The organism is Cupriavidus sp. JZ107, from assembly GCF_053903255.1.
Window position 1 is genome coordinate 1,337,548 of the sequence record NZ_CP096480.1, and the last position, 11,885, is coordinate 1,349,432.

At 68.3% G+C, this 11,885-nt stretch carries 12 protein-coding genes; 6 read left to right on the forward strand and 6 right to left on the reverse strand.

The window, feature by feature from the left end; all coding sequences use genetic code 11:
* Positions 1 to 87: 87 nt before the first annotated feature.
* Positions 88 to 1,323, forward strand: a complete 1,236-nt coding sequence (locus tag M1D55_RS05715; RefSeq protein WP_064576626.1) for a YbfB/YjiJ family MFS transporter — start codon at positions 88 to 90, stop codon at positions 1,321 to 1,323.
* Between the two features lie 7 nt (positions 1,324 to 1,330).
* Here M1D55_RS05715 and M1D55_RS05720 read toward each other — a convergent pair whose 3' ends face one another.
* Both M1D55_RS05720 and M1D55_RS05725 read right to left on the reverse strand, forming a co-directional pair.
* The gene (locus tag M1D55_RS05720) at positions 1,331 to 2,191 is read right to left on the reverse strand and encodes an alpha/beta hydrolase (protein WP_064576627.1); all 861 of its coding nucleotides are present in this window, start codon (positions 2,189 to 2,191) and stop codon (positions 1,331 to 1,333) included.
* Between the two features lie 51 nt (positions 2,192 to 2,242).
* The gene (locus M1D55_RS05725; RefSeq protein WP_064576628.1) at positions 2,243 to 2,863 is read right to left on the reverse strand and encodes a TetR/AcrR family transcriptional regulator; all 621 of its coding nucleotides are present in this window, start codon (positions 2,861 to 2,863) and stop codon (positions 2,243 to 2,245) included.
* Between the two features lie 130 nt (positions 2,864 to 2,993).
* Here M1D55_RS05725 and M1D55_RS05730 point away from each other — a divergent pair, with 130 nt between their 5' ends.
* Positions 2,994 to 3,812 carry a metal-dependent hydrolase gene (locus tag M1D55_RS05730; protein ID WP_064576629.1) on the forward strand — a complete coding sequence of 273 codons (819 nt, stop codon included), beginning with the start codon at positions 2,994 to 2,996 and terminating at the stop codon, positions 3,810 to 3,812.
* Between the two features lie 43 nt (positions 3,813 to 3,855).
* On the opposite strand, the gene M1D55_RS05735 is transcribed toward M1D55_RS05730, so the two are convergent.
* The gene (locus M1D55_RS05735; protein WP_023264801.1) at positions 3,856 to 3,996 is read right to left on the reverse strand and encodes a hypothetical protein; all 141 of its coding nucleotides are present in this window, start codon (positions 3,994 to 3,996) and stop codon (positions 3,856 to 3,858) included.
* 287 nt (positions 3,997 to 4,283) lie between these two features.
* On the opposite strand from M1D55_RS05735, the gene M1D55_RS05740 reads away from it, so the two are divergent.
* Complete coding sequence (locus tag M1D55_RS05740) at positions 4,284 to 6,758, forward strand: penicillin acylase family protein (protein WP_456280349.1); 2,475 nt, start codon at positions 4,284 to 4,286, stop codon at positions 6,756 to 6,758.
* On the opposite strand, the gene M1D55_RS05745 is transcribed toward M1D55_RS05740, so the two are convergent.
* Positions 6,755 to 7,594, reverse strand: a complete 840-nt coding sequence (locus tag M1D55_RS05745) for an NAD(P)H-dependent oxidoreductase (RefSeq protein WP_456281310.1) — start codon at positions 7,592 to 7,594, stop codon at positions 6,755 to 6,757. The genes M1D55_RS05740 and M1D55_RS05745 overlap by 4 nt on opposite strands.
* A gap of 91 nt (positions 7,595 to 7,685) precedes the next feature.
* On the opposite strand from M1D55_RS05745, the gene M1D55_RS05750 reads away from it, so the two are divergent.
* On the forward strand, positions 7,686 to 8,579 hold the full coding sequence (locus tag M1D55_RS05750; RefSeq protein WP_456280350.1) for a LysR family transcriptional regulator: 894 nt from the start codon (positions 7,686 to 7,688) through the stop codon (positions 8,577 to 8,579).
* Positions 8,580 to 8,595: 16 nt separating this feature from the next.
* Here the strand turns inward: M1D55_RS05750 and M1D55_RS05755 are convergent, their stop codons facing one another.
* Positions 8,596 to 9,501 (reverse strand): LysR substrate-binding domain-containing protein, encoded by a 906-nt coding sequence (locus tag M1D55_RS05755; RefSeq protein ID WP_456281311.1) that lies wholly within the window; start codon positions 9,499 to 9,501, stop codon positions 8,596 to 8,598.
* A gap of 144 nt (positions 9,502 to 9,645) precedes the next feature.
* Entirely contained in the window at positions 9,646 to 9,771 is a 126-nt protein-coding gene (locus tag M1D55_RS05760) for a hypothetical protein (RefSeq protein WP_456280351.1), read from the reverse strand.
* Between M1D55_RS05760 and M1D55_RS05765 the strand changes: the two genes are divergently transcribed.
* On the forward strand, positions 9,770 to 10,954 hold the full coding sequence (locus M1D55_RS05765; RefSeq protein ID WP_456280352.1) for an SGNH/GDSL hydrolase family protein: 1,185 nt from the start codon (positions 9,770 to 9,772) through the stop codon (positions 10,952 to 10,954). The two genes, M1D55_RS05760 and M1D55_RS05765, sit on opposite strands and share 2 nt — an antisense overlap.
* A gap of 143 nt (positions 10,955 to 11,097) precedes the next feature.
* Positions 11,098 to 11,865, forward strand: a complete 768-nt coding sequence (locus tag M1D55_RS05770; protein ID WP_006577068.1) for an SDR family NAD(P)-dependent oxidoreductase — start codon at positions 11,098 to 11,100, stop codon at positions 11,863 to 11,865.
* Positions 11,866 to 11,885: the final 20 nt, after the last annotated feature.

The following is an 11,885-nucleotide window of genomic DNA, read 5'->3' on the forward strand; positions in this document are numbered from 1 at the left end:
GTCAAGCATGACAACAGTGTCAAACATCAGCCATCCATCGAACCGGCGCCGGACGATGCGCGCCCTGCCTCCCTATCACGCTCACCCATGACCAAACACCCTCCTTCCTACACGCCAGCACAACTGGACCGCGCGCTGGTCTGGCGCTACATCTTCGCCGGCCTGTGCGCCAGCCTCGACAGCATCGGGCTGGCGCGCTTCGCGTTCACGCCGCTGATCCCCGAACTGATCCAGGCGCACTGGTTTCCCGCTTCCAGCGTGATCTATCTGGGCGCCGCCAATCTGGCCGGCTATGTCTGCGGTGCATGGATCGGCCGGACCGTCGGCGCGCGGCTGGGCAACGAGCGCACGCTGCGCCTGATGATGGTATGGATCACCGCCGCCTTTCTCGCCTGTGCCGTGCCGCTGTCGTTCGGCTGGTATTTCGCGTGGCGCTTCATGTCGGGAATCGCCGGCGGGATCGTCATGGTGCTGGTGGCCGGCACCATCCTGCCGCACGTGCCGCCTGCGCGCAAAGGCGCCGCTGGCGGCGCCATCTTCCTCGGTCTCGGGCTCGGCATTGCGGGATCGGGCACCATCATTCCGCTGTTGCTGCGATTGGGGCTGGCGCAAACCTGGATCGGCCTGGCAATCGTGTCAGCGCTGCTGACCGCGGCCAGCTGGTTCGCGTGGCCGCCACGGCAGCTGGATCGGCCTCACCCGGCGCCGGCAAGACCGGCACCGTCCGCGACGCCGCACTTCGGCCGCGCCGTGTGGATGCTGTTCCTGCAGTACGCGCTGATGGCGACCGCCGCGGTGGTGCCGATGGTATTCCTGGTGGACTTCATCGCCCGCGGCCTGGGCGCGGGCACGCATCTGGGCGCGGTGTTCTGGGCGGTCTATGGGCTTGGCGCCATCGCCGGACCGCCGCTGTACGGCTTTCTCGCCGATCGGCTGGGTGCCGGTCCGGGTATCAGGCTGGTGTCGCTGGTGCTGGCGATCGTGCTGGCCGCGGTGTATGTCACCGACAACCTGCTGGTGCTCGGTGCCCTGACCGTCGTGATCGGCACCTTCGCGCCCGGCATGGTGCCGTTGGCGCTGGCCCGTGTGCATGAACTCGTCCCGGACCATGCGCCGCGGCAAAACATCGCCTGGAGCCGCGCCAGCATCGTGTCGGCGGCGGCGATGGCCGTCGCGGGTTACGCCTATTCCGCGCTGTTCAATGCGAGCGGGCAATCGCACCGGCTTTTGTTCCTGACCGCGGCGGCGCTGCTCGTGGTGGCACTGCTGGCGGAGCTGTGCATCCCGGCGAAGGCGGGGGATTCGCAGATGGCCCGCTCCTGAACGCGTGCTAGGCAGTCGCTTCGATCATTGCCAATACAGCGGCGGTCAGCTCGCTTTGCGCATCGCCGAGAGGCTCCAGCGCATCGAAATGATGGCCCTTCGGCTGCACGATGATGCTGACCGGCACGCCGCGTTGCCGCAGCAGCGCGGCATAGTCGGCCTGCTGGCGGTGATACTCCGCCGATTCGTCGCCGCCGACGGTCAGGATCATCGGCAACGTGGTCGCAGGCGGATGGCGCATCGGACTGTAGGCGGCGACGTCGGCCTCGGTCAGGCCGATCACGCGATTCAGATAGCAGAGGCGGATCGGCTCAAGATCATAGAGCCCGCTGATCGAGCAGGCGCCCTTCAGCACGTCCGCCGGCAGGCCGAAATCCTCCCACTGCGTACCGGCCAGCATGCCGGCCAGTTGGCCGCCTGCCGAATGGCCGGACACGAAGACGCGCTCGGCATCGAAGCCCAGCACCCTCGCGTTTCGGTGCAGCCACACCACGGCGCCCCGGTTGTCGCGCACGATGTCGGCCATCGCCGCCTGCGGCGCCAGCCGGTAGTTGAGCATCGCCACATCGATGCCGCGTGCCAGATACGGTGCGGCCAGATGGCTCGAATCGGACTTGTCGAGCGCCTGCCAATAGCCGCCGTGAATGAAGATCAGCAGCGGCCGGCCCGGCCCACCGGCGCGGAAATAGTCCAGCGTCTGCTTCGGATCGCTGCCATAGGCGAGATCTTCCTCGACCGCATGGGTCTGGCGGAAGGCTGCGGCCTCCGCCGCCCATCGTGCGAGGATGGCCGGGTGCTGCGGCACCGCGGCCCGGTTGTTGTACTGCTTGTCCAGGGATTCCTGATCCAGGTTGCGAAACACGGGCATGGAACCAATCTCCGTATGGTCGAGCGGGGATGACGACGCCCCTGGACGATATCAGGTTGAGGCGCGCCCTTCTTCCCCGACGATCCGCCGCACCAGATCGCACACCGTCGGCACCAGTGCCTCCAGCCGTGCCGGTCCCGCGCCCTCGATCCGCTCGAGCACCAGTTCGTGCACGGCGCCGACCAGGGCCAGTGCGCTCTCGTAGGGCAGGCGCTGCCGGCGGCGCTGATCGGTGCCGACAGTGCGCTGGATAAATTCGGCCAGTTCGCGGTGGACCTGCCGGCGTACCGCGAGGCCTGGCCCGCCGAGACTGAGGATCTCGATGAACAGCGTGCGCAGCAGCGCGGGATTGCCGGCCATGTAGCCAAGATAGGCGCGCATCGCGCCTTCGACCTGGGCGGTCCACGGCTGGCGCGGGTCGATCGCGTCGCGCAGCACCTGCAGCGCATGCCGGCTCGCGCTGACGTACAGCGCCATCAGGCAATCCGCCTTGGAATCGAAATGCTCGTAGAAGGTCCGGCGCGAGACGTTGGCCTCGGCCACGATATCGGCAATGGTGACTTCGCCATAGCCCTTGCGTGCGACCGCGCCGGCCATGCCTTCGAGCAGGCGGCGTCGATGCTCGCTGCGGTCCGGCGCGGTGCCGGCGGTGAGGATGGCGGGTACGTGCATGGGCGGCTCGTCATGGTCGGGTCGTGGTCCGCCGCCATGGTACTTGACAGTACCGACCCGCGCCATCATGATCGGTACTCCGCAGTACCAGCCGGGCAACGCTCCCGGCAAATACCCCAGGGAGACTACCGTGACGCATCTCGTCGTTCGCCGCCTGCTCGTCGATATGGAAGCGCCGATCCCGCGGCATTGGTGCGCGGGCGATCCCTTTCGCACGGCCTTCCTCAATGCGCTGTCGATGAGCTTCCCGGTCGGGGAGCAGTTCTTTATCGATGCGGTGCGCAACGGCCTGAAGGCGCTGCCGCCAGAGCAGCAGGACCGCTTCCGCGCCGAGGTGCAGGGTTTCGTCGGCCAGGAGGCCACGCACCGCCGCCTGCACGGCCTCTACAACGAGCATCTGCGCAGGCAGGGGCTGGTCAATGCGTGGGAGGTCCGATCGAAGGAACGGCTCAAGCAGCTCGAGGGCGTGGACCCGCGCCACCCGCTGGCCATCACCGCGGCGTTCGAACACTTCACCGCGATCTTTGCCGACTGGATCCTGCGCAACGCGGACATGCTCGGCGAGCAGGACCCGCGTCTGGCGACGTTATGGCTGTGGCACAGCGCCGAAGAGACCGAGCATCGCAATACCGCCTTCGACCTGTACCAGGCGCTGGGCGGCTCCCACGCATGGCGCATCACCTGGTTCCGCCGCATCAGCCTCACCTTCCTCGGCGATGCGCTGCGCCAGACCGTCGACAACCTGCGCCGCGACGGCACGCTGTGGCAGTGGCGCACTTTGGCGGGCGCGGCGCGATTCCTGTTCGGCAAGCGCGGCCTGATCCGGCAGACGTTCGGCGCATGGCGCGACTACTTCCGCCGCGACTTCCACCCGACCGACCACGACGCCAGCGCGTCGGCACAATGGCTGGAAGCCCACCGGAACAAGTACGTGCCGGTAGGCGCCTGAGCGCACCAAGGGCGGACCGCGCTTCGACGGTCGCCCGACTGCCTTACCAATACGACAGCATCAGCAGGCCGATCAGCACGATCGCGATAAACACCCACAGCATCGGGCGCGCGATCAGGTGACGGCCGCGCGTCGACGCGCGCGCGGCCTCGGCATTGGTGCCGTACTCATCTTTCCTTGCCATGGCGATGACTCGAAGGGCTTGAAGTCTTGCTGACCACGCACGGATCGTGCCGGGTGCAACAGCGCCGTTCGCTGCGGCGCGCCATACCGCGCCGCGTGCAATTTTGACAACGGCATGGCCTTACGCGCCCCACCTCGCCCGTCTTGCCCGCATCGCCCGCGATCCGTGCGATCACCGTGCATCCCTTCCCCATGCCGCTGCCCGCTCGGCTATGCTTCGGTGGCCGGATTCCGCTGAGCCATCATCCGGCACGCGCTCCATCAAAACCAACAAAGCAAGGAGACCCGATGCGCATCGTCCGCCGGCGGCCCGCCGCCACCCTGCTCCGCCAACTCGCCGTCGCAGCCGCTGCCCTGCCCATGCTGGCCGGCACGGCGTCCGCGGCCCCGCCCACCGACCGCTATGCCGCCCCAGGCCTGGAGAAGCCGGCCAGCATCCTGATCGATCGCTGGGGCGTGCCGCACATCTACGCCGGCACGCTGTACGACGCCTTCTATGCGCAAGGCTTCATCGCCGCCCGCGACCGGCTGTGGCAGATCGACCTGTGGCGCAAGCGCGGGCTCGGCGAGATGGCCAAGGACTTCGGCCCCGCCTATGTCGATGGCGACCGCATGGCGCGGGCGGTGCTGTACCGCGGCGACATGTACCGCGAATGGCTGGCCTACGGCTCGGACGCGAAGCGCGTGGCGGAGGCCTTCGTCGCCGGCGTCAACGCCTACGTGGCGCTGACCGAGGCGCAGCCCGAACTGCTGCCGCGCGAGTTCAAGCAGCTGGGCTACAAGCCTTCGCGCTGGCGCGCCGAAGACATCGTCCGGATCCGCCACCATGGCCTGACGCTGAACTTCACCGGCGAGGTCGACCGCGCCACGCTGTACTGCCAGGCCAAGGAGCAGGCAGCGCGCGCCGACTGGCTGCGGCGCGAGCTCGATCCGCCGATCACGCCGACGCTGCCGGAGGGCCTGGACCCCTGCGCGGTGCCCGCCGCCGCGCTGAAGAAGGCCTATACGCTGGCCACGGCCGCGGCGAACTTCCCGAAGGAAGCGTGGCAGAAGGCGGCCGCCGGTAGCGTGCCGGTCGACCAGCTCTACGCCGCGGTCGACGCGAACAGCGACACCGGCCGCAGCCTCGGCTCGAACAACTGGGTGATCGCCGGCAGCCGGACCTCGACGGGCCGGCCCATCCTCGCCAACGACCCGCACCGGTCGCACGGCGCGCCGAGCCTGCGCTATGTGTCGCATCTGAATGCGCCGGGCCTGTCGGTGATCGGCGCGGGCGAGCCGTTCCTGCCCGGCATCTCGATCGGCCACAACGGCACGATCGCCTTCGGCCTGACGCGCTTCTACATGGATCAGGAAGACCTGTACGTCTACGAGACCGATCCCGCGCAGCCCAAGTCCTACCGCTATCGCGGACGCTGGGAGCCGATGGAAACCATCACCGAAAAGATCGCGGTCCGCGGCGAGGCCGAACCGCGCACGGTCACGATCGACTTCACGCGCCATGGCCCCGTGCTGCATGCCGACGATGCCAGCCACCGCGCCTGGGCGCTGCGCGCGGCCTGGCTCGATGCCGGCATGGCGCCCTACTTCGGCTCGATGGATTACATGCGCGCGACCAACTGGGACCAGTTCCGCGCGGCGATGAATCGCTGGGGCGCGCCCGGCGAAAACCAGGTCTACGCCGACCGCAACGGCAATATCGGCTGGATTCCGGGCGGCCTGACGGTGATCCGCCCCAATTGGGACGGCCTGTTCCCGGTACCGGGCGACGGCCGCTACGAGTGGGCCGGCTACCGCAACATGGACGAGCTGCCGTGGGCCTATAACCCGTCCGCCGGCCATATCGTCACCGCGAACGAGAACAATATTCCGCCGGATCATCCGGCCGCGAAGCTCGGCGTCGGCTACGAATGGAGCGACAGCTCGCGGGCGCGCCGGCTCAAGAGTCTGGTCGCGGCCGCACCGGTCAGCTCGCTGCGCGATTCGATCGCGTGGCAGAACGACACGGTGTCGCTGCCGGCGCAACGCACGTTGGCCGTGATGCGCACCGTCGGCAATGCCGGCGCCGCGGCATCGCTGCTGCAGGACCCGCAGGTGCAGCGCGCCGTCGCGCTGCTGCGCGGCTGGGACGGCAATGTGCGGGCCGACAGCGTGCCGGCCGCGCTGTTCGAGATCTGGTTCAGCAACCATCTGCGGCCCGCGGTCGTGCGCGCGGCGCTGCCGGAGGGCGCCGCCAGGCTGGTCGGCGCCGGCGATGCGGCGCGCGTGCTGGCGGTGCTGGAGCAGCCGGACACGTGGATGCCGGTGGCGCGGCGCGACGAGGTCATGCTGACCTCGCTGAAGGCGGCGATGGCCGAACTGGAGCGGCGTTCGCCCTCGCCGGAAAAACTGGCCAACTGGGGCGCGCTGCATCGCGCGATCTTCCGCCATCCGCTCGCCAGCATCGTCGACGACGCCACGCGCGCCCAGTACAACGTCGATGCGGGCGGCATCGGCGGGTCCGCCTTCACGCCGATGAACACCAGCTATCGCAACAGCGACTACCACCTGACCGCGGGCGCGTCGTTCCGCATGGTGCTCGACGTCGGCAACTGGGACCAGGGGCGCGTGATCAATACCCCGGGACAATCGGGCGACCCGGCCAACCCGCACTACCGCGATCTGGCACCGGTGTGGGCCAAGGGGCAGACGTTCCCGCTGGTGTATTCGCGCAAGGCGGTCGAGCGGGCGGCGGAGAAGCGGATCGAGCTGACGCCTCGCTAAGGCGTCATCACCGCATCGGATCCGATTGCCGATGCGGCCGGCGGGCGTGCCTCGTGCACGCCCGCAACATGCACCCCGAAGCCCGTCTCCCCCGGCGCGAGGTCGTCCCGCAAGGTCAACTGCGGAATCGCATAATCCCCACCGTTTTGCCGCCGGAATGGAATCGGCGCTGTCGTGTCGAGCCGATCCAGCCGCTGTCCCAATTCGTGCTGGATGATCGCAAAGCGTTCCGCATCGACGCGGCCAGTCCGGTAGACCACGTAGGGCGGCAACACGTCGAAGCCCGGGTAATGCAGGACCCCGTGATGAATCGGGAACAGGATGTCCTCGATCGGGCCGTTGATGCCGCGCGCGCTGTAATGCGGCTCCCATCCGCCCGCGGTGACGATCAGCATCGCGCGCTTGCCCGCCAGCGTGCCCTCGCCATAGCGGTCGCCCCAGCGCGCATCCGAGTGCTCGCCCACGCCATAGGCAAACCCATAGGCATAGACGCGTTCCACCCAGCCCTTCAGGATCGCGGGCATCGAGAACCACCACAGCGGAAACTGCAGGATCACCGCATCGGCCCACAGCAGCTTGCGCTGCTCGGCGGCGATGTCTTCGCTCTGCGTGCCGTTTTCGAACGCCTGTCTGGAGTCGAGCGAAGGATCGAAACGCTCGCCGGCCCGATGGGCGAGATTGTCCGCGGCATCGAGGGCGGCCTTCCACCGCATCGCATAGAGATCGGATACCTGCACCGTATGCCCGGCCTGGCTTAGCCGCTCGACGGCAAAGTCGCGAATGGCCCCGTTCAGCGAACGGGGCTCGGGATGTGCATAGACCAGAAGAATGTTCATCGTGAGCCTCCATTGCCCATTGCAAGAGAAGGCCAGCTTAGGGTCGCGTCCGGTATATTGGAAATGAATTTCTGAAATTCCAGGTATTGCCATGAACAATTTCGGACGGCTGGATCTGAACCTGCTGATCACGCTCGACGTGCTGCTGGCCGAGCGCAACGTCACGCGCGCGGCCGAGCGGCTGAACCTGTCGCAACCGTCGGTCAGCGTACAGTTGGCCAAGCTGCGCGACACGCTGGGCGACCCGCTGCTGTTGCCCGGTCCGCGCGGCATGCGGCCGACGGCCCGTGCCGAGGCGCTGCGCGAGCCGTTGCGCGAAGCGCTGAAGGCGCTGCAGCAAGCGGTATCCCCGCAGGGCCCGTTCGATCCGGCGCAGGCGAGCGACACCTGGCGCATCGCGGCCTTTGACTACGCGGAAGCGACCATCGTGCTGCCGCTGCTGCGCGACTTGCGCACCGAAGCGCCGGGCACCCGGCTGGCGATCGTACAGGCGGTGCCGTCGCTGCTGGCGCGGCAGGCGGAACACGGCGAGATCGACCTGGCCTTCCATACAACCGAGGGGGCGCCGCAGGGCTTGCATCGCCGCCCGCTGTTCACCGAACGCTATGTGCTGGCCGGCCGCGCCGGGCACCCCGGCCTGAAGCGCAAGCCGACGCTGGCGCAGTTCTGCAGGCTCGAGCACGTGATCGTGTCGCCCGATGGCGGCGGCTTTTACGGGCCGACCGACGAGGCGCTGGCCGCTCGCGGGCTGTCACGCCGGGTCGCCCTGTCGGTGCCGCATTTCCTGTTCGTGCTGTCCGTGCTGGGGAGCACCGATCTGGTCGCGATGCTGCCGTCGCGCCTGGTGCGCAATGCCGCCGGGATCAGGGTGGTCGACGCTCCGATCGAGATACCGGGCTACGAAATGTCGATGCTGTGGCATGAGCGCGTCCATCGCGACCCGGGGCATCGCTGGCTGCGCGACACCATCGTGGCGTCCGTGTAGTCCCGTCCCGGGCGCGTTACACGGGCTGCATTCCCGGCAGCAATGGAATGCGCTCGGCAAGGAAATCCATCAGCACGCGCACGCGGGCGGGCTGATAGCGGCGGCTCGGATAGACCAGGAAGGCTTCCTGCGCGGAGCCATGCCAGCGTGGCAACACGGGCACCAGCACGCCGTCATCGAGCAGATCCTGCACGAGCCAGGCCGGCGTCAGTCCAAAGCCGGCGCCGGCGACAAAGCCTTCCCGCATCGCCAGCGAGTTGTTGACCCGATAGCGGCATGGCGCCTCGACCGTGGCCGTGCCATCCGGCCCTTCCATCACGATCGCGTTGCCGCCGGCCAGCCACGTGAAGCGCAGCATCGGCAGCGATGCCAGGTCCGCGGGACGGCGCACGCGCTTATGCCGCCCCATCAGCACGGGGCTGGCGACCAGCATGCGCGGCGACACGGCGATGCGCCGCGCGACCACATTGGGCGGCAGCTGCGCGCCCAGCCGCAGCGCCAGATCGACGCCCTCGGCTACCAGGTCGACATAGCGGTCGTCGAACAGCAGCTCGACCTCCACGTCGGGATATTGCTGCTGGAACGCGAGCACCAGCGCGTTCAGGCGCAGCACGCCGAAGCTGACCGGAGCGCTGAGCCGGACCAGTCCGGAAGGACGTTCGGCCTGGCCCTGCGCATCGCCGACGGCCTCGCCGAACTCCTCCAGCACGCGCCGCGCGCGCTCGTAGAAGCGGCGCCCCGCCTCGGTCGGCGACAAGCTGGTGGTGCTGCGCTCGAGCAGCCGTACGCCGAGCTGCCTCTCGAGCGCGGCCACGACCTTGCTGACGGTCGGCTGCGAGGCCTGCTGTTCGCGCGCGACGGCCGACAGGCTGCCCAGTTCGACGGCGCGGACGAACGTCTGCATGGCGCGGATGGTGTCCATCATGGATTCCCGACAACGTTGCGCTGCACCGCAAATATCGGGCAGCCTATTCCAATATCGAATGAGCGACATGCCATTTTGCCAGCTTCTGCAACGGATCGGCATACCGTAGCTTGACGCCTGTACCGGCTTGCCGCCGGGCTTTCACAGGACCACCTGAACCATGCCGATTTCGTTTCCCCAAGCCTTGCGCCAGCGCTCGCTGCGCACCTGCGCCGCCGTCGTAGTGGGCACCGCGGCGATTTCCGCGTTCGCCACCGAGGCGCCCATGACTCACTGGCTGCCGACCTGGACCGCCAGCGAGCAGCCGATCTGGGAAGCCGGCGAACTGCCGCTGCCGACCGGCGTGCCGGCACGGCTGTACCGACAGACGCTGCGCCAGCTCGCCAGAGTCAGCGTGGGCGGTACGCGCGCGCGGCTGGTGCTGTCCAACCGTTATGGACGCGAGCCGGTCACGATCGGCGCGGCGCGGCTGGCCCTTGCCGCAGGGCGCGATGGCATCGATGCAAGCACTGATCGCGCGGCGACCTTCGGCGGCAGTCCGTCGATCACGATTCCGGCCGGCGCGGCCGTGACCAGCGATGCGATCGAGCTGGCCGTGCCGCCGCTGAGCGAGATTGCGGTCAGCCTGCATCTGCCGAAGCCGTTCCGGCCAGGCGGCTTCCATTGGGATGGACGGCAGACCGCGTGGCTGTCGCCAGGCGACGCAACGCGCAATGCCACGCTGTCCCATGCGACATCCTTCAGCGGCAGGCTGCTCGTCGCCGCCATCGAGGTAGAGGCGGGCAACAACGCAGGGGCCGTGGTCGCGATCGGCGATTCGATCACAGAAGGCAATGGCTCGACCGTCGACGCCAACCGCCGCTGGCCCGACGGCCTCGCCGAGCGGCTCGCGCCGCGTGGCATCGCCGTGCTCAATGCCGGCATCTCCGGCGGCCAGTTGTTGCGCGACGGCATGGGCGAATCCGCGCTGGCGCGCTACGAGCGCGACGTGCTTGCGCAGCGTGGCATCCGTGCGGTGATCGTCGCCATCGGCATCAACGACATCGGCTGGCCGGGCTCGACCTTCGCCCCGCACACCCCGTTGCCGCAGGCGGCCGCGATGATCCAGGGCTACCGCGAGCTGATCCGGCGGGCGCATCAACGCGGCATCCGGGCGATCGGCGCCACCATCACGCCGTTCGCCGGCGCGCTGGCCGGCACGCCGATCCGCGGCTACGATGCGCCGCCGCAAAAGGAAGCGCTGCGGCAGGCGGTCAATGCCTGGATACGCGACAGCGGAGAATTCGATGCCGTCGCGGACTTCGACGCAGCAATCCGCGACCCGGCGCGTCCGCAGGCGATGCTGCCGCGCTACGACAGCGGCGATCATCTGCATCCGGGCGATGTGGGCTATCGGCGGATGGCCGAGGTCGCGGCCGCTGCGGTTGCCGAGGTCGGCATGGCGGACTAGACGGCGGTGCTGACGCAGCGCATTTCATGGCCGAATGCGCCGCGCTTCCGGAACTTCACGCCGGCGCACCCACTCACACCGGGATAATCCCGTCCCGCAGCATCGGCCGCCCCTAGGCGGCCTCACCGTCAAGAGGTGCGCAGATGAGACTGCAAGGCAAGACTGTGCTGGTGACCGGCGCCGCCTCCGGCATCGGCCGCGGCATCGCGCTGCGGCTGGCAAGCGAAGGCGCCAACGTGGTGGTCGCCGTGCATCGGCTCGACGAACGTTCCGAGCAGGTGTGCAAGGAGATCCGCGAGGCCGGCGTGCAGGCATGGCTGGTGCAAGGCGATGTCGGCGGCGTCGGCGAGGTCCAGCGGCTGTTCCGCGAGGCCACCGAGGCCGCCGGCTCGATCGATGCGCTGATCAACAACGCCGGCATCGAGATCCGCGCCCCGTTCGGCGAGGTCACCGAGCAAGACTACGACCGCGTGCTGAACGTCAACCTGAAAGGACCGTTCTTCCTGTCGCAGCAGTTCGTGCACCACTGCAAACAGCAGCGCCGCGGCGGCAAGATAGTCAATATCAGCTCGGTGCACGAAGACCTGCCCTTCCCCAACTTCACCAGCTACTGCGTCAGCAAGGGCGGACTGCGCATGCTGATGCGCAACCTGGCGATCGAACTGGCGCCGCTTGGCATCACCGTCAACAACATCGCGCCCGGCGCGATCCAGACCCCGATCAACCAGGCCCTGCAGCAACGCCCCGATCAGCTGCGCGCGCTGCTGGCCAATATCCCGCTGAACCGGCTGGGCGAACCGGGCGATGTGGCGGGACTGGCCGCTTTCCTGTGCAGCGCCGACGCCGACTACATCACCGGCGCCACGCTGGTGATCGACGGTGGGCTGCTGTGGAACTACAGCGAGCAGTAAGCCAGTCGCATCACCATGCT